The 22,050-nt window shown below is 40.4% G+C and carries 24 protein-coding genes; 13 read left to right on the top strand and 11 right to left on the bottom strand.

All coding sequences use genetic code 11. From position 1 onward, the window contains the following. Positions 1-62: 62 nt before the first annotated feature. Positions 63-812: a dienelactone hydrolase family protein gene (locus P20439_RS03495; protein ID WP_008464675.1), complete on the top strand. Its 750-nt coding sequence runs from the start codon at positions 63-65 to the stop codon at positions 810-812. Here the strand turns inward: P20439_RS03495 and P20439_RS03490 are convergent. Beyond that, positions 792-1,712 carry a LysR family transcriptional regulator gene (locus P20439_RS03490; protein ID WP_008464674.1) on the bottom strand — a complete coding sequence of 307 codons (921 nt, stop codon included), beginning with the start codon at positions 1,710-1,712 and terminating at the stop codon, positions 792-794. The two genes, P20439_RS03495 and P20439_RS03490, sit on opposite strands and share 21 nt — an antisense overlap. A 147-nt stretch (positions 1,713-1,859) precedes the next feature. Here P20439_RS03490 and P20439_RS03485 point away from each other — a divergent pair, with 147 nt between their 5' ends. The 4 genes from P20439_RS03485 to P20439_RS03470 all read left to right on the top strand — a co-directional run bounded on the left by P20439_RS03485 (position 1,860) and on the right by P20439_RS03470 (position 5,596). Beyond that, positions 1,860-2,543 (top strand): type 1 glutamine amidotransferase domain-containing protein, encoded by a 684-nt coding sequence (locus tag P20439_RS03485; RefSeq protein WP_008464673.1) that lies wholly within the window; start codon positions 1,860-1,862, stop codon positions 2,541-2,543. A 113-nt stretch (positions 2,544-2,656) separates the two neighbouring features. Next, entirely contained in the window at positions 2,657-3,262 is a 606-nt protein-coding gene (locus P20439_RS03480) for a rhomboid family intramembrane serine protease (RefSeq protein ID WP_008464672.1), read from the top strand. A gap of 17 nt (positions 3,263-3,279) precedes the next feature. Then, on the top strand, positions 3,280-4,122 hold the full coding sequence (gene yghU / locus P20439_RS03475; RefSeq protein WP_008464671.1) for a glutathione-dependent disulfide-bond oxidoreductase: 843 nt from the start codon (positions 3,280-3,282) through the stop codon (positions 4,120-4,122). A gap of 172 nt (positions 4,123-4,294) precedes the next feature. Then, complete coding sequence (locus tag P20439_RS03470; RefSeq protein ID WP_008464667.1) at positions 4,295-5,596, top strand: MFS transporter; 1,302 nt, start codon at positions 4,295-4,297, stop codon at positions 5,594-5,596. A gap of 41 nt (positions 5,597-5,637) precedes the next feature. Here P20439_RS03470 and P20439_RS03465 read toward each other — a convergent pair whose 3' ends face one another. Then, positions 5,638-6,246 carry a flavin reductase family protein gene (locus P20439_RS03465; RefSeq protein ID WP_008464665.1) on the bottom strand — a complete coding sequence of 203 codons (609 nt, stop codon included), beginning with the start codon at positions 6,244-6,246 and terminating at the stop codon, positions 5,638-5,640. Positions 6,247-6,350: 104 nt separating this feature from the next. On the opposite strand from P20439_RS03465, the gene P20439_RS03460 reads away from it, so the two are divergent. The 4 genes from P20439_RS03460 to P20439_RS03450 all read left to right on the top strand — a co-directional run bounded on the left by P20439_RS03460 (position 6,351) and on the right by P20439_RS03450 (position 9,513). Beyond that, positions 6,351-7,859, top strand: a complete 1,509-nt coding sequence (locus P20439_RS03460) for a cryptochrome/deoxyribodipyrimidine photo-lyase family protein (RefSeq protein ID WP_008464662.1) — start codon at positions 6,351-6,353, stop codon at positions 7,857-7,859. A 2-nt stretch (positions 7,860-7,861) separates the two neighbouring features. Next, complete coding sequence (locus tag P20439_RS18120) at positions 7,862-7,996, top strand: DUF2256 domain-containing protein (RefSeq protein WP_008108799.1); 135 nt, start codon at positions 7,862-7,864, stop codon at positions 7,994-7,996. A 124-nt stretch (positions 7,997-8,120) separates the two neighbouring features. Continuing rightward, positions 8,121-8,549, top strand: coding sequence for an OsmC family protein (locus P20439_RS03455; RefSeq protein WP_008108801.1), 429 nt, complete (start codon positions 8,121-8,123; stop codon positions 8,547-8,549). A gap of 202 nt (positions 8,550-8,751) precedes the next feature. After that, the gene (locus tag P20439_RS03450; protein WP_008108802.1) at positions 8,752-9,513 is read left to right on the top strand and encodes an EAL domain-containing protein; all 762 of its coding nucleotides are present in this window, start codon (positions 8,752-8,754) and stop codon (positions 9,511-9,513) included. Between the two features lie 67 nt (positions 9,514-9,580). On the opposite strand, the gene P20439_RS03445 is transcribed toward P20439_RS03450, so the two are convergent. After that, entirely contained in the window at positions 9,581-11,068 is a 1,488-nt protein-coding gene (locus tag P20439_RS03445) for a dipeptidase (RefSeq protein WP_008464660.1), read from the bottom strand. Between the two features lie 162 nt (positions 11,069-11,230). Between P20439_RS03445 and P20439_RS03440 the strand changes: the two genes are divergently transcribed. Beyond that, on the top strand, positions 11,231-11,413 hold the full coding sequence (locus P20439_RS03440) for a DUF2986 domain-containing protein (RefSeq protein WP_008108806.1): 183 nt from the start codon (positions 11,231-11,233) through the stop codon (positions 11,411-11,413). 3 nt (positions 11,414-11,416) lie between these two features. On the opposite strand, the gene P20439_RS03435 is transcribed toward P20439_RS03440, so the two are convergent. Further along, the gene (locus P20439_RS03435) at positions 11,417-12,397 is read right to left on the bottom strand and encodes a TDT family transporter (RefSeq protein WP_008464659.1); all 981 of its coding nucleotides are present in this window, start codon (positions 12,395-12,397) and stop codon (positions 11,417-11,419) included. 108 nt (positions 12,398-12,505) lie between these two features. Between P20439_RS03435 and P20439_RS03430 the strand changes: the two genes are divergently transcribed. Then, positions 12,506-13,387, top strand: coding sequence for a LysR family transcriptional regulator (locus P20439_RS03430; protein WP_008108810.1), 882 nt, complete (start codon positions 12,506-12,508; stop codon positions 13,385-13,387). Between the two features lie 79 nt (positions 13,388-13,466). Here P20439_RS03430 and P20439_RS03425 read toward each other — a convergent pair whose 3' ends face one another. From P20439_RS03425 to P20439_RS03415, 3 genes are all read right to left on the bottom strand, one after another. Then, on the bottom strand, positions 13,467-15,593 hold the full coding sequence (locus P20439_RS03425; RefSeq protein ID WP_008108811.1) for a TonB-dependent siderophore receptor: 2,127 nt from the start codon (positions 15,591-15,593) through the stop codon (positions 13,467-13,469). Positions 15,594-15,681: 88 nt separating this feature from the next. Then, positions 15,682-15,879, bottom strand: a complete 198-nt coding sequence (locus P20439_RS03420; RefSeq protein WP_008108814.1) for a helix-turn-helix transcriptional regulator — start codon at positions 15,877-15,879, stop codon at positions 15,682-15,684. After that, positions 15,876-16,298, bottom strand: coding sequence for a hypothetical protein (locus P20439_RS03415; RefSeq protein WP_238529419.1), 423 nt, complete (start codon positions 16,296-16,298; stop codon positions 15,876-15,878). The genes P20439_RS03420 and P20439_RS03415 overlap by 4 nt, the downstream gene beginning before the upstream one ends. Positions 16,299-16,641: 343 nt before the next feature. Here P20439_RS03415 and P20439_RS03410 point away from each other — a divergent pair, with 343 nt between their 5' ends. Further along, positions 16,642-17,850 carry an MFS transporter gene (locus P20439_RS03410; RefSeq protein ID WP_008464656.1) on the top strand — a complete coding sequence of 403 codons (1,209 nt, stop codon included), beginning with the start codon at positions 16,642-16,644 and terminating at the stop codon, positions 17,848-17,850. 53 nt (positions 17,851-17,903) lie between these two features. On the opposite strand, the gene P20439_RS03405 is transcribed toward P20439_RS03410, so the two are convergent. Further along, a complete protein-coding gene (locus tag P20439_RS03405; protein WP_008108622.1) occupies positions 17,904-18,950 on the bottom strand; it encodes an NAD(P)-dependent alcohol dehydrogenase in 1,047 nt (348 codons plus the stop codon). A gap of 117 nt (positions 18,951-19,067) precedes the next feature. Next, complete coding sequence (locus P20439_RS03400) at positions 19,068-19,781, bottom strand: DUF1499 domain-containing protein (RefSeq protein WP_008108625.1); 714 nt, start codon at positions 19,779-19,781, stop codon at positions 19,068-19,070. 191 nt (positions 19,782-19,972) lie between these two features. Between P20439_RS03400 and P20439_RS03395 the strand changes: the two genes are divergently transcribed. Next, positions 19,973-20,194 carry a hypothetical protein gene (locus P20439_RS03395; protein ID WP_008108632.1) on the top strand — a complete coding sequence of 74 codons (222 nt, stop codon included), beginning with the start codon at positions 19,973-19,975 and terminating at the stop codon, positions 20,192-20,194. Here P20439_RS03395 and P20439_RS03390 read toward each other — a convergent pair. Together P20439_RS03390 and P20439_RS03385 are read right to left on the bottom strand one after the other, a co-directional pair. Then, positions 20,191-21,756, bottom strand: coding sequence for a diguanylate cyclase (locus tag P20439_RS03390; RefSeq protein WP_238529416.1), 1,566 nt, complete (start codon positions 21,754-21,756; stop codon positions 20,191-20,193). The genes P20439_RS03395 and P20439_RS03390 overlap by 4 nt on opposite strands. A gap of 56 nt (positions 21,757-21,812) precedes the next feature. Further along, positions 21,813-22,050, bottom strand: a 238-nt coding sequence (locus tag P20439_RS03385; protein ID WP_036932834.1) for a sensor histidine kinase, incomplete at its 5' end; no start/stop codon positions are given.

Genomic DNA, 22,050 nt, shown 5'->3' with positions numbered 1-22,050 from the left:
TGTAGCAAAATTCGTTTATTTTACCGCGCTCAGCTATTATATTCATTTTACTGAGCGCTTTTATGATCATTCAACACCATAACGCTGACTTACCAACGCCTACAGGGTTAATGCGAACTACCATTTACCGCCCACAAACATCGGGGCAATACCCTGCCATTATTTTTTATTCTGAAATTTTTCAGCAAACGGCACCCATTGCCCGTAGTGCAGCTATTTTAGCCAGTCATGGATTTATCGTACTTGTGCCAGAAGTATTTCATGAGCTTAACCCAATTGGGACAGTGCTTGCTTATGATGACGAAGGTAAAAATAAAGGTAATAGCGATAAATGGGCTAAACCTTTAGAGCATCATGATAGCGATACGCAAAGCCTTATCGACTTTGTAAAACGCCAGAGTTATTGTTCAGGAAATGTTGGGGCTATGGGAGTGTGTATTGGTGGGCATTTAGCTTACAGAGCCGCATTAAACCCACTTATAAAAGCTGCATTTTGTTTATACGCCACCGATATACACAGTAATACACTGCCCGCACAACCCGGAAATAACTCGTTTGAACGCATGGCCGATATACTCGGTGAAATTCATTTTATTTGGGGTAAACAAGATCCCCATGTTCCACAAGATGGCCGAGACAAAATATACCAGCAAGCTGTTCGTACTGGTATAAATTACCAATGGCAAGAAGTTAACGCGCAACATGCCTTTATGCGTGATGAAGGCGAGCGATACGATGCAGCTCTCGCTATAGCAATGTATCAACAGGCTGTTGCCTTATTTAACCGAGCGCTAGCCCTTACGCATACCTAATGCCGTATGCTGTTTTACAAAGTACGCTTTTAAATAATCAATAAACAAACGCAACTTTTTAGATCCCGTCGCCCCTGGCGGGAAAACCCCATACAACTCAATGTCTTTGCTTTTGTAGTCGTCCATTATAATTTGCAGCAAACCCGCTTGTACTTTTGGCCATGCATCGTATAGCGGTATACGCCCTATGCCATGTCCTGCCTCCACAAATGCAGTCCGTGCTGCGGCATTATTAGTACTGAGCGATCCTTGCATGGTAATGTCGACTTTTTTACCGTCTTTTTGCAAGGTCAAGGTTTTGCTCCCTAACTGATAAACCACCCACTGATGCTGTGCTAATTCATCGGGCGTAGTAGGCTTGCCATAATGCGCAAAATAATCAGGCGCGCCACAAATACAGGTACTCATTGTGGTTAACTTAGTTGCCTGTAGGTTTGAATCGCGCAGCGCAACCCCTCTAATTGCAAAATCAAACCCGTGTTTAATAATATCCACCACATCATCAGTTAACTGTAAATCTATATCAATTTTGGGGTATTGGCGCTTAAAGGTATTAATTGCAGGCACAATTAATTGCATCCCCACATTAACCGGACAACTAATTTTTAATAATCCTTGAGGCTCACTTTTTATATTTTCTATTTGTTGATTAGCAGCATTGGCTTGCTCGGTAATAACGCGGCAGCGCTCATAGTAAGCCATACCGGCTTCAGTAAGCGCCATGGTACGTGTTGAGCGGTTAAGCAAGGTTACTTCAAGTTGCGTTTCTAGCTTTTTTAAATGGTAACTGGCTACTGCTCGCGTTAACCCTAGCTGCTTTGCCGCTGCAGTTAAACTGCCCTGCTCAACTATTTGTGCAAACACCACCATACTTTTTAATTGTTCAAACGAAACTTTCATCACTGCATCCTACTTGTAGCCTTAAACTATTGTATCAATTATTAAATCAATAAAGTTAAATTTATCATCGTTGTTTAAAGTTACGTTAGTGCATATAGTAACTGCTAAGCAATGATTACAACTTTAAATCATCAGAAGGAAAAAATAATGGCTAAGAAAATATTAATGGTACTTACTTCACACGCTGACTTAGGCAACACCGGTGAAAAAACAGGTTTTTGGGTAGAAGAATTCGCCGCCCCTTATTATGCATTTGTTGATGCTGGCGCAGAAATCACTCTAGCTTCACCAAACGGTGGCCAACCACCAATCGACCCAACCAGTACATTAGCCGACTTCCAGACTGATGCTACCAAGCGTTACGACAACGACAGTGCAGCGCAAGCATTAATGGCAAACACAAAAGTGCTAAGTGAAGTGAATGCTTCTGATTTTGATGCGGTATTTTACCCAGGTGGCCACGGCCCATTATGGGATTTAGTAGATAACACGGATTCAATCTCGCTCATCGAAGATTTTGTAAAATTACAAAAGCCAGTGGCAGCTGTGTGTCATGCCAGTGCCGCATTTTTAAATACAAAAGATGCTGATGGCAATGCATTGGTTGCGGGTAAAAAAGTTACCGGCTTTAGTAACACTGAAGAAGCCGCTGTACAATTAACAGATGTAGTTCCATTTTTAGTCGAAGACGAGCTGATTAAAAAAGGTGGTGACTATCAAAAAACTGACGACTGGGGCGTGCTTGCGCTTGAAGACGGTTTAGTGATCACTGGTCAAAACCCAGCAAGCTCTGAGCTAGCAGCTAAAAAATTACTTACCAAGCTTGGTTAATTACAATTAATCAGTATAAAAAGCACAGTTTAATCGCTGTGCTTTTTAATTTGCTTTTCATTACTCACCACTATTCCTATACTGGCCACTCTTAATATAAATAAGGGCACCGTATGCAAAATAAACCATCCACCTTGTCGTTACTTAGCAGCACCCGTTTTGCCATTATAAGCATTGTGACTATTTGTTTTGTGTTGCAACTAATTAATAGCCTGCCAGGCATTAGTTTAAATGGTTTAGGTATTTATCCCAGAAGTATTCAAGGGTTGGTTGGTATTCTTTGCGCTCCCTTTTTACACGGTAGCTGGTGGCATTTTGCTAGTAATATGCTGCCCTTCATTGTTTTAAGCTGGTTAATTTGCCAATACAGCGTAAAGCGTTTTTATAGTGTATTTATATTCACCGCATTAGTCGGTGGATTACTGGTATGGATGTTTGCTCGTGGCAATATTCATGTCGGCTTAAGTGGCGTTATTTATGGGTTATGGGGATTTATTTTATGCTATGGCATTGTAAGACGTTCTTTTAAATCTATTTTTATAGCCGTGGTGGTGGCCTTTTTATACAGTGGCTTTATTTGGGGCGTGTTACCACAGCGGTTTCACATCTCGTTTGAAAGCCATCTGTTTGGCGCACTTAGTGGATTCTTTTTAGGGTATAAATTAGCAAAAGCAGATAAATTAAAAGCAACAACGGGCAAAGCAAATACGCACGTTTAAACTATTAGAGGCTATTTATGAGTGATAACAACGACTACACCCCAGCAAAAGTATGGACATGGGACAATGAAAGTGGCGGTAAATTTGCAAACATTAACCGCCCAATTGCAGGTGCAACTCACGATAAAACACTGCCTATTGGCAAACATACATTTCAGCTTTACTCATTAGCGACCCCCAACGGGCAAAAAGTCAGTATTATGTTTGAAGAGCTATTAGAGCTTGGTATTACTGAGGCTGAGTACGATGCTTATTTAATTAATATTGGTGAAGGCGACCAGTTTGGCTCTGATTTTGTTGATATAAACCCAAACTCAAAAATACCTGCGTTGATGGATCACTCTACAACACCAGCAACCCCTGTATTCGAATCAGGCGCTATTTTACAATACCTTGGCGAAAAGTTTGATGCGCTTATTCCTAATGATTTTCAAGCTAAAACACAATGTCGTAATTGGCTGTTTTGGCAAATGGGATCGGCGCCTTATTTAGGTGGCGGCTTTGGTCACTTTTACAGCTATGCGCCAACCAAAATGCAATACCCGATTGACCGTTTCACCATGGAAACTAAGCGTCAGCTAGATGTACTAAACCGCCATTTAAGTGACAACGAATACATGGCAGGCAGCGAATATTCAATTGCCGACATTGCAATATGGCCATGGTATGGCTCACTGGTATTAGGCGACTTATATGATGCCGCCGAATTTTTAGATGTTGCATCTTATACCCATGTGGTTCGTTGGGCTAAGCAAATAGCTGTGCGCCCAGGTGTAAAACGAGGCCGCCGTGTTAATCGTACTTGGGGCCCAGAAGAAGAACAAATGGCAGAGCGCCACAGTGCTCGTAATTTTGAATAAGACGCTGCTTTAGTACAAACAAAAAATCAGCGCTTAGCTGATTTTTTTGTTGTTTATTTGGGGTTCCTTTATTCTTAGCAGGTAAAATGACTTTGTAATCCCAACAGTAGAAAAGTTAAGCATACCATCTTAATATATCTAAATATTTACACTGATAGCGTAGTTATTAATTGTGAAAAAACTGACAAAAGAACAAATCTATAAACGCTTAAACAATGAAGAAGACGCCCGAGCTTGCAAGGCCATCGACGACAATGCCTGTCAGGAAGTACCCGGTAATTTTATTATTTTACTCATTAGCCAGCTTTTTAGTAAATTTGCCGATGCGCTACTCAACCCCAAAATAACGCTGCCATGGTTAATGCAAAGCTTAAATGTACCAGCGAGTTTTATTGCTTGGTTAGTACCAATCAGAGAATCGGGTTCATTGCTGCCCCAACTTGCTATTGCTAACGTTATTCGCAAACTCCTCGTTCGTAAATGGGTATGGGTAATAGGTGCAGTGATGCAAGCAGGATGCATTTTAGCCATGGTTGCGGTGGCGTTTACCCTCAAGGGCGCACAAGCAGGCTACGCTATTATTGGCTTATTAATTTTATTTAGCCTTGCCAGAGGGTTTAACTCTGTCGCTGCAAAAGATGTGCTGGGCAAAGTTATTCCTAAACAGCAACGCGGTAATATTAGCGGGCTTGCTGCGAGCATTGCCGGTTTTGCCACCTTAACGTTTGGTCTCTTGATGTGGTTTTTTTCACAGCAAAAAGATCAAGACATTGTGATCATCGCTTTACTGCTGGGTGCATTAATGTGGCTGATTGCCGCGTTTTTTTATGCACAAATTAACGAATATAGTGGCGCTACCGAAGGAGCGAATAATGGCCTATTGCACGCGTTTTCAAAGTTAAAAATTTTATACCAAGACAAACAGTTTGCGCATTTTGTTATTACACGTGCCTTACTGCTTTGTTCAGCATTGAGTGCCCCTTTTTATATTATTTTAGCCAGTAAACAGTCGTTTGAATTTTCTTTACTTGCCACCTTTATTGCCGTTTCCGGCTTTGCAAGCCTAGTCTCAGCGCCGATTTGGGGGCGCTTAAGTGACTTATCTAGCCAGCGAGTGCTGGTACTTAGTGCCACTTTGGTTACCATTAATGGGCTGGCTGTATTTGTTATTGCAACTTGGTATAACGAGCTGCTACTAAATTGGTGGGCTATGCCTATTTTGTACTTTTTACTCTCAGTTGCGCACCAAGGAGTACGCTTAGGGCGAAAAACGTACCTCGTCGATATGGCAGAGGGTAACAAACGCACCGATTATGTGTCGGTTAGTAATACCGTTATTGGGGTTTTATTACTGATGTTAGGCAGTATAGGCTTATTAGAATCGTTTTTATCAACCGCAGAGCTTATTTTGCTTTACAGTGGGTTAGGATTTTTGGGTGCAATTAGTGCACTTTTTTTACCAAAAACAGAGTAAATAGCGTGCTGTTTAACCTGATGTAATTAAAACGCTCACCTTTAAAGTTGTGGGCGTTTTAGTACAAACTTATCTTTGGTGGTGCTAAAGTAATCGCCGCCCATTTTACCTACTGCATCTAAACGTATCGGATCTATGTAGCCATTTACCAACGTGGCGTCATCTATAAAAATTCCCACTACATCTAAGAGCATCATTTTGCCACCGCTTGGTTTATCTGAAATAGTGATCACTTCTCGAAGCTTACATTCATAGCGTACTTTTGAAGCTGCAACACTCGGCGGATTAACTAACTGGCTTGGGACTCTCTCTATGCTGGCCTCATCAAACTCACTGACATTATTAGGGTAATTAGCGCAGCTTTGGTTCATTTGCTCTACTAAGGCATGACTAACAATATTAACCACACATTCTTTGGTGGCTAGTAAATTTGTCAGTGTATCTTTATTGGCTTTATCACTGGGGTTAACTTGAGTCACACTTAGCACTGCAGGCTGACAACTTGCTACGGTAAAAAAAGAGTAAGGTGCAATATTGCTTACCCCCTCATTACTTAGGGTGCTTATCCATGCAATCGGTCGTGGACTAATACCGCCAACTAAGTAGCTATAAACAGAGCGGTTGTTGTTTTGAATTAAATCTAAAAACATTATTTCTCACTTTTAAGTTAAAAACTAAACCCTAGTACTAGGCAATACGTACTTATAGATTGGATCTTCATTAATACTACACCGTTAGCAAATAGTTTAATTTCATGCGCCAAAAAATAAACATTGTCTGGTTTAAACGCGATTTACGCTTAAGCGATCATCAACCGCTTAAACATGCGTTTAGCAATGGGCTTCCAACATTATTGCTGTACAACTTTGAGCCGCTGTTACTCGAAGATGCTCATTATAACGAGCGACATTGGCGCTTTGTGTATCAGTCACTATGTGATTTAAACCAACAACTTGATCGCTTTAATAGCTGCGTGTACATATTTAAACAAAATATGCAGTCGTTGCTTGAAGAGCTACTCACCCAGTTTGAAATAATTAATCTCTTTAGTCACCAAGAAATCGGCTTAAATAATACATTTGAGCGCGATAAAGCGATTAAAGCATGGTGCCAACATAATCAGATTAACTGGTTAGAGTCACCAACGGGGGCTGTCATTCGGGGTAAAAAAAATCGCAATAATTGGAATGAATGCTGGCAACAAACAATGCAAGCGCCAATTGCCATCCCAGATTGGAAACACATTAAAACAGTGACACTCACACACTACCAATCGCCAGAATTACCAGACAATTACACGACTGACGATGACAATTTTCAACTCGGAGGGCCGCGACTTGCCCGCGATGTTATGCAAAGCTTTTTTGCTGAACGCGGTAAGGGTTATCAAAAAGGAATATCCAGCCCAAGCTTAAGCCGCACGCATTGCTCTAGGCTTTCGCCCTATTTAGCCTGGGGCAATATTAGTCTTAGGCAGGTGTATCAAATGGCGATAGACGCATACCATTCAACCCATCCCGATAAAAAAGGCTGGAAGCGTCCGCTTGCTGTGTTTGTATCTCGCCTGCATTGGCATTGCCATTTTATGCAAAAGTTTGAAAGCGAATGCAGCATGGAATTTAAAGCCTTAAATCCGGGTTACCATGCATTTCCGTATCGTGATGACGCTAAGGTTACTAGCGATATTGAACGCTGGGCACAGGGGCAAACTGGTATTCCTATTATTGATGCCTGCATGCGCTGTTTAAAAGCCACCGGTTATATTAACTTTAGAATGCGCGCTATGCTGGTGAGCTTTGTAACCCATCATTTAAACATCAGCTGGCAACAGGCAAGTTTTCCGCTGGCTAATTACTTTTTAGACTTTGAGCCAGGTATTCATTATCCGCAAATTCAAATGCAAGCCTCTGTCACCGGTATTAATACTATTCGTCATTACAACCCAATTAAGCAATCGGAGGATCAAGACCCAACCGGCGCATTTATAAAAAAATGGTGCCCCGAGCTTGAAAAGCTCCCCATTGAATATTTACATCAACCTTGGGAACAAACGCCCATGGAAGCATTATTTAATGACTTTAAACTTGGTGAAGATTACCCAGAGCCCATGCTTGATTTAACTCAGGCATCTAAAGAGGCACGCGAGCGATTATGGCAATACCGAGAGCGTAGCGAGGTTAAACGTGCTATTCATGCCATACTTAAAAAACATGTAGCCATCACTCCCTCGGTACGTAAAACCAAAAAGCAATCAGGCAAATAATCATGGCACATAAAAAACTAACCCTACCTGAAAAAATATGCCCTGTGTGTAACAAACCTTTTGCATGGAGAAAAAAATGGCAACGAGACTGGGATAACGTTATTTATTGTTCACAGCGATGTAAACGTAGCAAATAGAGATTGGCGTTTATCTTGCACCCTCCATATTACTGCGTACATTTTTCAGCAATTATCGGATAAATTTACATACAACCGATATCAATGCTGAAAAATTTACATTAATCACAACAAGGAGAACATGATGACAATCAAAAAAACGGCAAGCTCAAATTGGTCTGGCGATATTAAAAGTGGTAAAGGCACTATTTCAACTCAAAGCGGCGCACTCGATAACCAGCCGTATGGGTTTAATACCCGCTTTGAAGATAAACCCGGCTCTAACCCAGAGGAGTTAGTTGGTGCAGCCCACAGTGCTTGCTTTAGCATGGCGTTATCGCTGGCGTTAGGAGATGCGGGTTATACTGCTGACGATATAAACACCAAAGCGACTGTAAGCTTAGATGAAGTAGACGATGGCTTTGCAGTGAGTGAAATTGAATTAGTGGTGAATGCAAAAGTTGCTGATATTTCAAATGAGCAATTTCAAACCCTGTGTGAAGACACTAAAAAAGGCTGCCCTATCTCTAAATTACTCAATACCAGCATAAAACTAACCGCAACACTTAACTAATTTTGCAAACCTACTATACTTTTAGCGTAGCAATAAGGTTATATAAGCATAACCTTATTGCTGATTTTTCATGAGTTGAATAAAAACTTAATTATGAGTTACATTAATGTTAGCTAATATAATTATGTAAAATCTCAATACTTTGTTAGGATTACCAAAACTTAACCACCTTTTAGTGTGGGTTAATAAAAAAGGTGGATGAATGAACGAAAAATCACAAAGTTGCGAAAAAGTATCTTGTAGCAACTGCGCTGATTCTAGCGAGCTAGACTTTGACTTTACCATGGCATTTCAGCCTATTATAAGTTGTCAAAATAACACTATTTATGGGTATGAGGCTTTAGTTCGTGGTTTAAACAACGAGTCGGCTTTCTCTATTATTTCCCAAGTAAACGACGACAATCGCTATACCTTTGATCAACTGTGTAGAATAAAAGCCATTGCGCTTGCCTCTAAGCTAGGCATAAACACCATGCTAAGCATTAACTTTTTACCCAACGCTATTTATAAGCCTGAGCGCTGTATTCGTACCACCCTAGAAGCGGCTAAAAAGTACAACTTCCCTACAACTAATATTATGTTTGAATTTACTGAAGTTGAAAAAATAGAGGATAGCAGCCACGTTGAACGGGTTGTAAGCTACTACCAAGAGCTGGGCTTTAAAACAGCCACCGATGACTTTGGCTCAGGCTACTCTGGATTAAACTTACTAGCTGATTTTCAAACAGATATTATTAAACTCGATATGGCACTTATACGCGATATCGACAAAGATACAAAACGCCAAACTATTGTGCGTAACTGCTTAAATATGTTTAAAGAGCTAAACGTAATGGCACTGGCTGAGGGCATTGAAACAGTTGATGAATATCACTGGTTAAAAAATGCCGGCATTGATTTAATGCAAGGCTACTTGTTTGCCAAACCAGGCTTTGAGTGCTTACCAGACGTTAATTTTCAATAACATTTAGTTGTTATAAAAAAACCGCCGCAAAGGCGGTTTTTTCGTATTTGCTATGCAATAACCCAAATTACATATTACCCAGCTCTATCATCATTGCGGTGTACATACGTAAATTAAGTGCTAGTTGCTCAAGCGTAATAAATTCATGCTCTGAGTGACCTGTGTAGCGTTTACCCGGCATTGATGGGCCAAACGATACGGCATTATCAAATAATTTAGCGTTGGTACCACCACCAATCGACACAAAACCTGCGTCTTGATCGCCAGTAAAATGTTTAAAAATATCAAGTAACTTCTGCGCATGAGGCGCTCCATCAAGCAGCATGGGTGTGCCAATGGTAGTTTTAACATTTGCCAATGTTACTTTATTATCAGCTTGCCATTGGGTAAGCGCACTATTAATTTGCTGCTCAAGTAAGTCAGCCTCTTTACCCATAGGGCGACGAGCATTAACCGCTAACGTTAGGTTATTACCGTCTCGTTCAATAACCGTGGGCGCTACTGTCATTGGCCCCATAAAGTCATGTTTATACGCAATATCACCAAATTGTTTACCGTATATATCTAGGCCTATTAGCTGATTTACAAACTTAATGAGCTGCCCATCACTGTTGTTTTCAAGCTCAACGGCTTTAAATAGTTCAGCCAAATAAGTAATGGCATTAACGCCTGATTCTGGTTCAGATGAATGTGCCGATACCCCTTTTACACTAATTAAAGTTCCATCTATTTGTTCGTTAAAGGTAAATTCTACTTGCTTAAGAGCCGTGGCGGTTTGTTTTAATTGAGTCACTAATTCAGCACTGGCGTTATGCAAGGTTAAGCTGGCATCTTCAGGAATTTGGCTCGCAAAGGCACCACCCGTAAGATTACTTACATACACACCGGTTTGCGCTGATGTAGCTGCAAACGTAGGCGAAATTAAGCTCCAGCCTTTTTCAGCAACCACCACGGGATATGAGGCATCAATGGTGACCGCATACTTTGGTTGCTCATAAGTTTTCATAAATTCGGTTAAAGGCCCCCAATCAGATTCCTCGGCTAAATAAACCATCAGCTCAATGCGGTTATCAAGGGTTATACCTTTATCTTTTATGGCTTTCATCGCATATAAAGCGGTGGCTATAGCGCCTTTATCGTCTTCGGTACCTCGGCCAACTAATTTACCCGGCTCTGAGGTATCAATAATAAATGGGCTTTGTTTCCATTTGCTGGCGTTTGCAGGTTGTACATCACCGTGAGTCACTATGGTTACTTTTTCTTTTTGCTCACCCATGCCTATGAGTACGGTATAGCCTAAATCTTGGTAGTCAAAGCCAAGTTCAGCGGCTTTCATTTTTAATAACGCTTTAAAGCCTATAAAGTCGGGGTTTTGTGGTGCGCTGATCTCACTTTTATTAACCGTAGGGAACGATACTAAATTAGTAAGCGTATGCACCTGTGCATTTTGATAGTTATTAACTGCGTAATCGGCCACGCTTTCACTGTGTTTATTTAATTGTGCATGAGCGCTAAATGCACATAAGGCAATACTTGCTAAAGCTAGCTTGTTCAAAACAGATTCCATTTAATTAACAACAAAGAACACTAATTATAACCTCCTTGTAAAGTGACAAACAGCGCTTTGCGGCAGACCCACAAGCAAAGCTTATAATTTATCTAACAGCTTTGAACAAGATGCCTGTATAATGCGCAGCTCAAAATTACGAGGTGAATCATGAATCGCAGAAAAAAGATCATTACAAAATTTAATAACAAAGATAAGCGTGCTAATGCAAAGCTGCATAAAAGCAACAAACCGGCTTATGTTTCAAAAGCAGAGCGCGCAAAGCTTGCTGAGCAAGATGCCGAACAAGCAATTGAGCACGGGGCTACCGAGGTAGTGCAAACAAGCGTTTAATCATTATTGCGATAGGGTAAGAGGCTTAAATTGAGTGTTAAAAAACTTAAAATGAGCCAAATAACGAACCGCCACATAGCAAACTACCCCACTGGCCACAATCAATTCAAACGTTGCTAAATACTGTATTTGCTTAACAAACTGCAAATCAATTCCCACTGTATGCATCCATGCGGCAAGTTTAAATAACGCGGTAGCACCAATGACCACAGGAAAAGTAAACGCAGCGTAACCTGGGCAAAATGGACGGCGCAGTAATTTAAAAAATGCGACATAAATTATAAAGGTCATCAGTACTGCAATTCCAAATAACAAGCCAATAATAACCGGTGACGGCTCGCTGTTCACTGTAAAGTAACCAGCTAACGATAAACTTGCTGGCGCAGCTAAAATAGCTAGTGTAGGCTGTGCAGCATCAGGAATGTGAGCTGCAAAAATGATTCTGTAAATCATCATAGGCAACATAACTGCGTACATCAACATGCCAAAGTAAAGCGCCCCTTGCGCTAAAAACAGCAGTGCCGGATTCCCTGAAAACGCCACATCGGCAACGATGATCCCAACCGGCGGTACAAACCAGCTTGGCACCATATGCTCAATTTTAAATTCAATCACTCGATGAGTAATAAAACTGATTAAAAACACCACATGTAATAAAAATGCACCAACCCAAAGCATATCTCCCGCAAGGGAGTAAAACTGCCCTAAAGAATTAGACACCACTAAAGTAGCCATAGCAAAAGTAGGCACCACACTGCCTACAACTGGGTGGGCTAAATCGGCTTTAAGCAGCTGAGGATGCAATAAAAACTTAAGTGTTAACAATAGCAATAATACGCTCGCAATAGCGGCGCCTGTATATTGTGCTACGCCATTTAGGCTAAACATACTCTCCCAAGCCCAACCTAGGCTGGCAATACCTAATGCCAAGCCGCCCATTGGTGTTGGTGCACCTGATACTTTTGTTTTTATATGTTTAAACATCTCTATTCCACCCTGTGGTTGTAACTTACAGAGAAGTTTACGCTTGCATTTCGTTTAATTAAATCTAATTATATAGAACACTCGTTCATATAAACCAAACATAAAATCATGAATATTTCCCTTAAACAGCTCAAGGTGTTTGTAGGCATAACCCAGCACAACACACTTACAGCGGCGTCTGAGTCATTGTTTTTATCTAAAGCGGCGGTGAGTATGGCGCTTAGCGAACTTGAAAAGCAGTTAGGCCATCCGTTATTTGATCGTGTAAATAACCGATTACTATTAAATCAAGAAGGGCAAAAGCTACTGCCCCTCGCTGATGAGCTATTAAATCGGGCAAACACTATCGACACCTTGTTTTTAGACAACGCCCCTGCCAGCGGAACCTTAAAAATTGGTGCCAGCGATACTATAGGTAATCATCTATTGCCTGCTTTACTAAGCAAATTCAGAGCGCAGCAACAGCATTACTCGCAACAAATACTGATTTCTAATTCGGCGCTTATTTGTCAAAAGCTTATAGATTACGAGCTCGATATAGCACTTATTGAAGGCCAAGCCCATCAAGGCGATTTAGTCTCTAATGTGTTTAGCCATGACGCTATGTGTATTATTGCGCCAATAAACCACCCACTGGCTGCAAAAAAGCAACTTAGCTTTAACGACTTAAATAGTAGCCAATGGGTATTAAGAGAGACGGGCTCTAGCTCGCGTTCCTTCTTTTTACATAGCCTTGCACCACATATAAAAAATTGGGCACAAAGCGTGGAGCTCAACACCACTGAAGCGCTTATAAACTGTGTAGCGAATGGCTTGGGTTTAGGATGCTTATCATCACTCGCCGCACAATATGCCCTAAAAGATGGCCGCGTTACGCAGCTTAACTTAAACCACTCCATGCAAAGACAGTTTTGGTTAGTGATGCATAAAGACAAATACAAAAATCCGCTGCTAACGCAGTTTATAGATTTTTGTCACAAGCAGACTTAAAAAATTAATAGTAATTAACCGTCAGACTCGATTAACCAAAAATCGAATCTGACAGCTCGCACTAACTTACTCTCTCATCTTAAAACGCGTAACTCATGGCTAAATTTATTGAGCGCCCCTGCCCTGCCAATTGGTTAAAGCCCTGCGACATGTCTTGTTTAAACTCCGCAATACTCACGCCACCTAATGGTAATTCATAATACTCATCAAGCAGATTGGTAATATCAACACTTACGGTCAATGCATCCCAACTGGCTTTTGAGCTTAAATTAAGTAAATGGTACTGCTCAGTTTGGTTTTCTAGGCGGTTGCTATCTACGCGAGTTTTACTATCGACCCACTGCCACGTGAGTGCGTTTTCAAAGCGGCCAACTTGCTGGTTAATGGCAAATTGGCTTTGCAGCGGCTTGATTTGATAAAGCGGCTGATTGGTATCATCGCGCTTACCACGGGTGTTGGTAATATCCGCTTTTAATGACCAGCTACCATAGTGCTTAGACTCGTGCAGTGCTAAAACCGCATCTAGCTTTACACCATAAAGCGTAGCATCTAGGTTATTAAATATAAGTACATTACGGGTATTGGCAGCAAGCGCTGTGCGGTTAAAGCTTCTTACTATGTTGGCATCAATATAGTCATTCACGTCGCTCACCCACGCATTAGCACTTATACGCCAGCTGTCGTCTTTTGCCATACGGGTGTACGTGCTGCTAAGCGTGTGTGCGGTTTCTGGTTTAAGGTTTATATTACCAATATAGCCATTGCCATCGCCATACCATCCAATCATGGTGGTGGCCATATTACCTACGCCCCAGCTGTAGCGTTCGTATAAATTAGGCGCACGATTTTTACGGGCTAGGCCGATTTGCAGCTCGTCGTTATTGCTTAGTTGATAATTAATCAGCACGTTTGCATCAACTAAATTATCTGTTTGTTTTTTACTTTGGTTATTAAACTTTTTAGCCGCCATTGCATCACTTGGCATCGCCATGGCCATTGCATTCATTGCAGCCATGCCTGCACTATATGCTTGCACATCATCAGTGTTGGTCATTACATTTTCAAATCGAATACCTGCATTTAACCACCAGCGAGTATTTAGTTGGCTTTCATATTCAGCAAGCACTGCAATACGCTGACGCCGGCCATTATTAATATTGTTATAGTCATTTGGTCCCATCATCATTGAGCCCTCAACTGCAGGCCACCAGTCCTCTAATTTCATGTGGTGATACTCTTGCGCGAGTAGTAACTGGCTGTTGTTATCAAGCGCTAGTCGCCATTTTAACTGGGTGCTTATATCCTCAGCATCGGTTTTCATAGGCATTTTTCCGGCTTTTTCTGCGCTAAAAAACCCCATTTCATGCTTTACGTTATGCCAATTTAACTGCGCTTCAAGCTCACTGCTTGTAAAAGCACGTTGATACTGAGCAACAGCGCCATAGCTGGTGTTATCTGTCATATCCATATATTGATTAGCAAAGCCTTGATAGGGTATTTTTTGATGGCTTAGCTTAACCACTAATTGTTGCTTATCATCGCGCATGGCAGCACTTAAACTATGGTTTTGCGCGCGGTATAGGGTATCGAGCACTAAATCGCCGTTACCATCTTCATAGCTGTTAGCATCGCTAAACGCACCTTGATAATTAAAACTGAGTACATCGCTGGCAATGCGCATACCTGCGCCGACCTTTTTGGCGTTATCAAGGGTGTTGTACTGGGCTGACACATAACCTGAATGCCATGCAAGTTCGCTACTTTCACTGTACTGAGGTGAAATAGAATTAACAGCAATCACACCTGCAATATTATCGCCTCCCGCGCTTACTGGAGAAACACCTGCAACCACTTTGTAGCTACTAATTTGATTAGCTGAAATATAAGACAGTGGCGGGTTCATTTGGTTAGCACAGGCGGCGGTGATTTGCGCCCCATCAACCAGTACCGCCACTCTATCGCCCATTAAACCATTTAAAACAGGTAAATTGGCCATGCCACCGGCGGCTGAAAAGTCCACTCCTAAATCGGTTAATAGCGATTCAGATGAGCCTAATGATAGGTGTTTATTTTGTGCTTGGCCGTGCACTTCAATCACTTCAATTGAGGTGTCATCTGCAAAAGCAACTGGCGATAATACGCTACTTATAACAAGCGCTAAAGGGGATAATAAATAAGAGGTTAAAGAATTTTTTTTATCAGTCATTATTGATTTACCACAAAATTTTTGTGGGTAAATTATACTTGCTGTAGCAATCTAAAAAGCGCGACATATTGTCGCACTTTGTTAATTTTTAACCCTGTTCGTCGTCAAAAATATCTTCTATTTTTAACTCAAACAACCTCGCAGCTTTAAAGGCCAGTGGCAAGCTGGGGTCAAACTTACCTTTTTCAATCGCATTAATAGTTTGGCGAGAAACATCTAGCAGCTCGGCCAACCTTGCTTGGGTGTAGTTATGCTCGGCTCTTAATACCTTTAATCGGTTTTTCATTCATCACCTGCACAATAGTGTTTGTTAAGCACATACACGCTAATTAAATACACTGCTCCCATTAAAAACATTAAATCGGGTATCTGTGCTTTAAAATCAATTAAGCCACTCAATTGCAAATTAGTGTACGCAAGCCCACCTACCAATATTGCACCTAGGGTAAACCCCATGGCACTGAGATGTATTTTTTGCATCAGCTCATCCATCCCCTGTAAGTAACGTTTGTTAGCCAAAATCATTACAATGCCGGCTATTACATTTACAACTATAAAAAAGCCGCTAATTATCTCTGCGCGATCCCAAATTAATGTCGGGCCAAAGCTACATAACGCTAAGGTGAGTAACCAAATCAAGGTACATTTAGCTAAGTAGCTAGTATTTTTAATTTGGCGTTGTTTTAAATTTAATTCTGCTTTCATTGCCTTTATCCTGCTTTTAAAAGTAATGCTTACTTTACAAATATCATCCATAGCACGCAAAAAGCCAAGTTAGCATTACATTTTAAATTTAACACTGCTTATTTTATATTGCGTTAATACTTTGCTGACTTACTTAGCCATCCTTTGGTTGGCTCAAGTTAAATTTTATTCATCTTTAATTATGGTTTAGGCCATGACTGGGGAAGGCTTTTAATTTAAAATGCCTGCCTCTTTATTCCTCATTCCCATATTCAATTTTAAATAAACGAGTGTGTTTTATTTTTTAAACATACAGGCGTTTTATTTGTTATCAAATTTTATTCAATACCTTCAAGGATTTTACATGGCCGTTGATATTATATCGCCGTCGAGTCAGCCCAATAGAGCCGCTATTTTAGTAGTGCTTGCACTAGGCACTTTTATTTTGGGTTTATCTGAATTTTCTATGATGCCTATGTTGCCATTAATTAGTGAAGCATTTGCTAGTACCCCATCACAAAGTGGTTATGCCATTAGTGCTTATGCTCTGGGGGTGGTTGTTGGCGCGCCTATTTTAATGTTGGCAACAGCCAACATGCGTAAACAAAAAGCGCTGTTACTATTTTTAAGTTTAATGTGTATTGCTAATAGTTTAAGCGCCTTAGCTAGCTCATTAGAACAACTGGTGCTCTTTAGGTTTTTAAGTGGTTTACCCCATGGCGCATATTTTGGCGCAGCCTTGTTATTGGCCTCAGATATAGCGCCTGTTGGAAAGCGTGCTAGCTTTATGTCAAAAGTATTTATGGGGCTGACGGTCGCAACCATTGTAGGCGTACCCGTAGTAACCCTCGTTGGGCAAAACTTGAGCTGGCGCTATTGTTTAGCTGGGGCAGGTGTACTGGCGTTTATTGCCTTTATTTTTGTTTATTATGTGGTACCCAATGTTAAAAACACTCATAAGTCTAATTTACTTAACGAGTTAGGGGTATTAAAAAATAAACTGGTTTGGTCTATTTTGGGTATTGTTATTATTGGTTTTGGTGGCGTGTTTTGTATTTATACTTATGTCGCCGACACTATTTTAGATGTAACCCAATCACCCGCGTACACCATTTCAATTGCGATGGTGATGTTTGGTATTGGCTCCACACTCGGTAACTACCTACTAGGAAAAGCAGCTGATAAATCGGCAATTAAAACCACGGGACTAACCCTTGCCTCAACTATTATTTTTGCATTTGCGTATGTGAGTGCCAGCTATAATATTTACTTACTTTATCTGGTGATCTTTTTTATTGGTTGTAGCTTAGGGCTTTCTACTTTAGTGCAAACACTGTTAATGGATGTATCGCCCAATGGCCATGCCATGATTGGTGCTCTCGTGCAATGTGCTTTTAACATTGCTAACGCGATTGGCCCTTGGGTGGGTGGCATTGCTATTGCGCAAGGTGCACAACCGAATCAGACCGGCTATGTTGCCGGAGCACTATTTTTAGGCGGGTTATTTATGTGGTGGCTAAGCTTTATACAAATAAACAATAATAACGCGAAACAAACGGCTGCAGCGTATTAAGTATAAAAAGAGCCGCGTATAGCGGCTCTTGTTATATTCATTACTTTAATTAATTACACGTCAATCGACGCCATATCAATAACAAAACGGTAACGCACATCTGAGCGTTCCATGCGCTCATAGGCGGTGTTAATTTCATCTATATTGATCATTTCACATTCAGGTAATACATTGTGCTCACCACAAAAATCGAGCATTTGCTGTGTTTCTGCAATACCACCAATCAAGGATCCTGCCACACGACGACGACCCATTAACAATGGCACTGTGTTTAGCTCATCTACAGGGCCTACTTGGCCAACAATCACTAACGTGCCATCAATATCAAGTAGCGGTGTATACAGTGATAGGTCATGCTTTACTGGTATAGTATCAATGATCACATCAAACGCTGATTGTGCATTTTTCATTTCATCATCGTTGTTCGACACTAAATAGTGCTGTGCACCTAGCTCAATAGCATCCTCTTTTTTAGATTCAGTACGGCCAATAACAGTAACCGTTGCACCCATTGCCACGGCATTTTTAACCGCCATATGGCCAAGCCCACCAAGGCCGACAACTGCAACGCGGCTGCCTTTTTTAACACCCCATTTGTGCAGCGGAGAGTAAGTAGTAATGCCAGCGCACAATAAAGGCGCCACTCGCGATAGCTCTAGATTTTTAGGTACTGAAAGCACAAACTCTTCACGAACTACAACATGCTTAGAGTAGCCACCTTGTGTCATTTCACCGTTTATTCTGTCTTTGCCACTGTAAGTGCCAACCATGCCTTCACGACAAAATTGCTCTTCGTGATTATGACATTGGTCGCAGCTTTGACATGAGTCAACCATACAGCCTACAGCAACGGTATCGCCTTGCTGATATTTAGTAACATCGCTACCAACCGAAATTACTTTACCAACAATTTCGTGCCCTGGTACTAATGGGTATTTACTGCCACCCCAATCGTTTCGCACTGCGTGTAAGTCTGAATGACAGACACCACAATATAAAATCTCTATTGCTACATCGTTATTTCGTAAATCGCGGCGCTCAAAAGAAAACTCTGTAAGTTCAGAACCTTGGCTTTTTGCTGCATATCCGACTGTTTTCATAATAACTCCATAGTTTATTAAAATTTATAACTCACACAGTATGCATTATCAGCTCTGAACATGAACTGACGTAGCAACTGCAAAAAACCCAGCATAATGCTGGGCTATTTTTATCAATTACTGCACCACAACGGCGTTTAACTCGTCAATCAGAGCTTTAATACGCTGGGCATTTTTGCCTAAATCACTTTTACCAATGCGAGATTTACTGCGTATGTCTACCACACGCTTACTGCCTTTGTCGTTAATACGCACGACAACATCATCTTTAAAGCCAAACCAGGTTGTGGTGTCTGTGGCTTCAACAATACCATTATTAACATCACTATTAACCAGTTCCCAACCAAGGTTTTCAATGGCTTTTGTTGTGGCTGCCACTAACTCTAGTTGCGTTTGGTTGTACTCGAGCGGTTTTAGCTCTGGATATGCTTTTCGTTGTTGCGCTGCAGTTTCTTCACCCGCGTAAGCAACAGGGTTGGGTGCATCAGCACGCAAAGGCACAACCGCAACAAACTCAGGTGGGTTAATTAAATCGGTAGAAATATCATGAATTGGCGGAACACTTTTTGCGGTATTCATCATGTTAAGCGGCATTGCAATAGCAACAGCTGCAAAAATAACCGTGATCACTGCACTGGCTAGGCTTACTGTTTTACGCATAAATAGCACTTGAACTAATAATAAGGCTAATGCTGCCCCACCAACATAAACACCTAATCTAAAACCAGCAAAAGCAGTGCCTAGTTCAACAATATTAAATTTATAAAGGGGTCCCGGTAGTACTACCATTAAAAAAGCGATAAGCCCAACTAAGGTCACTAAATGTTTCATTGCCTACTCCGTTATTGTTATATGGTTATTGTTTTTTAAACAGCTTTATACTGTTAACACTCCAATTTAGATTACTATGACCGATAAGTATCTATAAGGTCATAATTTATTGCTCTTTTAAAGTAGATAACTTGACTCCTTGGTAAAAATCAACAAACTACGGGGGTAAAATTATCAGGGTATTATTATTTATGAAAACAGAGATTAGTTACCGATTTGAGTCATCACAAGTGGCTAACCGCTTTTTACACGAATTAAAAGATTGGCCAGTCAATGACGTAAAAACACGCCTTTTCAATGGCGGCGACAGCGTTAAAGTAAGCTACGAATATGATGAAAGCGGATTTGATTATACCGTTGCCGAACTTGATGATTTAGCTGAGCAACACGGCGGACAAGAAGTATCGAGTTAAATCGACTTAAACCTAATCTGGTTACGTCCCTCTTTTTTTGCTTGATACAATAACTCATCTGCTGTTTTAATCACCGATTTAGGTTGTATATTTTGCTCAATTATACTGTTTGCATTGATACTCACGCAGCCAATACTAATAGTTAGCTGATTTTGTATATCAGAGCCAATATGATCAATATGTAAATCAATAATGGCGTTTAACAACAAGTTTGATACCTCAACACCTTGTTCATCACTGAGTCGATTAAATAAAAGAATAAACTCTTCGCCACCGTAACGAGCTGCCACCCCCTGATAAAGCAACGCTGTTTTATTTAAAACATTAGCCACTTTTTGCAGTGCGGCATCACCCGCTTGATGGCCATACACATCATTAAATTGTTTAAAGAAATCCACATCAACCAGTAATATCGTTAAAGTACTACGCTCATTTTTTGCTTCGCTCCACTGCTGATCAAATATTTCATCAAATGCACGACGATTAAATAAATGAGTGAGCCCATCTATCTTACTAATTCTCTCAAGCTCTTTATTTTTTTCACTTATTTGCATAAACAAAGCGTTAAAACCTTTAATCAGAACTTGCAGCTCTAAAAACTGATTACTCATTCTTAATGGGCTTAACGTGTTACGAAGTAGCATTTTATTTAATGCCTCAGCTCCGCTTATTAAAGGACGAATAAAATAACGATTAATAATAAATAAGCCCAGCAACGAAATAAGCAAAAACATTAATAGTGTTAACAACAAATCACGGTCTAATAAAGTAGGTAGTTGTTGATGATAATGTTTAATATCTATCAGCATAAGTGGCTCATTATTAATGTCGAGTAACACTCTTCGCCTTTGAGTAGCAATTTTACCGCCTTGTAAGCTACCCGTTAATTTTTTTAGGTGCGTATCAAACTGTCCATCGGCTGGAATAGAGTGGGTAAGGTCAACCTGTGACACACTGGCAATTTTTTGTATAAACGATGGGCGTACTTTTCTTATAAAAACCATAGCGCCAATTTGTTCACCCGTGTTATTGGTTTTTCTGATCATATGAGATGCAAACATCACTGGTCCATATTGCGTTTTTAAAAAACCAGAATGTTGTAAGCTGTTATTTTGTGGGGTGATATAGTTGAGAGGTAAAATTGATTTATTTTTTTTGTGTGTTTGTAAGTTAAATTCAGGGGCATCAAAATCATTAACTTGTACATAATTATGTGTTCTAGAGTAAACCAAATTAAAGTTCATATCATAAATAAATACGCCATCAATTTTCAACGATTTAAAGGTATCATCAACAAAGTTTGAGCTAATGTAACGAGAGCCTAGCGTTTGTAAAAACTCATAACTATCGTCCCACACAGCGTAATCATAATTTAGCGTTTTTAAAAATACAAACTCACGGTCTAAGGCAATTTTTACGCTTAGTAACTCTCTGTTTTGGTAATCTTCAATACTTTGCTCAATGTTAGGTAAACTAAAAAAGTAGCGATAACCAACTAGTAAACCAGTGACCATGGTCATTAAAATTAATATGCTTGTTATTACAAAGTATCTAAGTGACATAAGCTCTGCATTTTAGTATTTTAGGTACAGCTGCATGTAAGCTTTAAGTTTAAAGCTTACATGCACTTTGTTGAAATAGGTATTACACAACGTATTAAAGACCCCTTACCCAATTCACTTTCAACCTCTATAGTACCGTTGTGCTCTTTGAGTATGTTGTAAACTATAGCCATTCCCATACCAGTACCTTGGCCTACGGGTTTAGTGGTAAAGAAAGGATCGAATATTTGTTTAAGTATGTCGCCATCCATCCCACAGCCGTTATCTGCCACCTCAATATAAATATTATTTTTA

It is taken from the genome of Pseudoalteromonas sp. BSi20439 (genome assembly GCF_000241165.1).
Lineage (GTDB): Bacteria > Pseudomonadota > Gammaproteobacteria > Enterobacterales > Alteromonadaceae > Pseudoalteromonas.
Note: the sequence above shows the minus strand (reverse complement) of the source record. Positions and strands in the feature narration are given on the sequence as shown.

What these genes read in the sequence shown, in the direction of transcription:
- yghU (WP_008464671.1), top strand. Translation starts at nt 3,280, where the DNA reads ATGAGTGATAACAACGACTACACCCCAGCAAAAGTATGGACATGGGAC.
- P20439_RS03405 (WP_008108622.1), bottom strand. Translation starts at nt 18,950, where the DNA reads ATGAAAACAGTCGGATATGCAGCAAAAAGCCAAGGTTCTGAACTTACA.
- P20439_RS03460 (WP_008464662.1), top strand. Translation starts at nt 6,351, where the DNA reads ATGCGCCAAAAAATAAACATTGTCTGGTTTAAACGCGATTTACGCTTA.
- P20439_RS03480 (WP_008464672.1), top strand. Translation starts at nt 2,657, where the DNA reads ATGCAAAATAAACCATCCACCTTGTCGTTACTTAGCAGCACCCGTTTT.
- P20439_RS03490 (WP_008464674.1), bottom strand. Translation starts at nt 1,712, where the DNA reads ATGAAAGTTTCGTTTGAACAATTAAAAAGTATGGTGGTGTTTGCACAA.
- P20439_RS03495 (WP_008464675.1), top strand. Translation starts at nt 63, where the DNA reads ATGATCATTCAACACCATAACGCTGACTTACCAACGCCTACAGGGTTA.
- P20439_RS03410 (WP_008464656.1), top strand. Translation starts at nt 16,642, where the DNA reads ATGGCCGTTGATATTATATCGCCGTCGAGTCAGCCCAATAGAGCCGCT.
- P20439_RS03420 (WP_008108814.1), bottom strand. Translation starts at nt 15,879, where the DNA reads ATGAAAAACCGATTAAAGGTATTAAGAGCCGAGCATAACTACACCCAA.
- P20439_RS03455 (WP_008108801.1), top strand. Translation starts at nt 8,121, where the DNA reads ATGACAATCAAAAAAACGGCAAGCTCAAATTGGTCTGGCGATATTAAA.
- P20439_RS03395 (WP_008108632.1), top strand. Translation starts at nt 19,973, where the DNA reads ATGAAAACAGAGATTAGTTACCGATTTGAGTCATCACAAGTGGCTAAC.
- P20439_RS03390 (WP_238529416.1), bottom strand. Translation starts at nt 21,756, where the DNA reads ATGTCACTTAGATACTTTGTAATAACAAGCATATTAATTTTAATGACC.
- P20439_RS03440 (WP_008108806.1), top strand. Translation starts at nt 11,231, where the DNA reads ATGAATCGCAGAAAAAAGATCATTACAAAATTTAATAACAAAGATAAG.
- P20439_RS03415 (WP_238529419.1), bottom strand. Translation starts at nt 16,298, where the DNA reads ATGAAAGCAGAATTAAATTTAAAACAACGCCAAATTAAAAATACTAGC.
- P20439_RS03485 (WP_008464673.1), top strand. Translation starts at nt 1,860, where the DNA reads ATGGCTAAGAAAATATTAATGGTACTTACTTCACACGCTGACTTAGGC.
- P20439_RS03450 (WP_008108802.1), top strand. Translation starts at nt 8,752, where the DNA reads ATGAACGAAAAATCACAAAGTTGCGAAAAAGTATCTTGTAGCAACTGC.
- P20439_RS03430 (WP_008108810.1), top strand. Translation starts at nt 12,506, where the DNA reads ATGAATATTTCCCTTAAACAGCTCAAGGTGTTTGTAGGCATAACCCAG.
- P20439_RS03425 (WP_008108811.1), bottom strand. Translation starts at nt 15,593, where the DNA reads ATGACTGATAAAAAAAATTCTTTAACCTCTTATTTATTATCCCCTTTA.
- P20439_RS18120 (WP_008108799.1), top strand. Translation starts at nt 7,862, where the DNA reads ATGGCACATAAAAAACTAACCCTACCTGAAAAAATATGCCCTGTGTGT.
- P20439_RS03435 (WP_008464659.1), bottom strand. Translation starts at nt 12,397, where the DNA reads ATGTTTAAACATATAAAAACAAAAGTATCAGGTGCACCAACACCAATG.
- P20439_RS03400 (WP_008108625.1), bottom strand. Translation starts at nt 19,781, where the DNA reads ATGAAACATTTAGTGACCTTAGTTGGGCTTATCGCTTTTTTAATGGTA.
- P20439_RS03465 (WP_008464665.1), bottom strand. Translation starts at nt 6,246, where the DNA reads ATGTTTTTAGATTTAATTCAAAACAACAACCGCTCTGTTTATAGCTAC.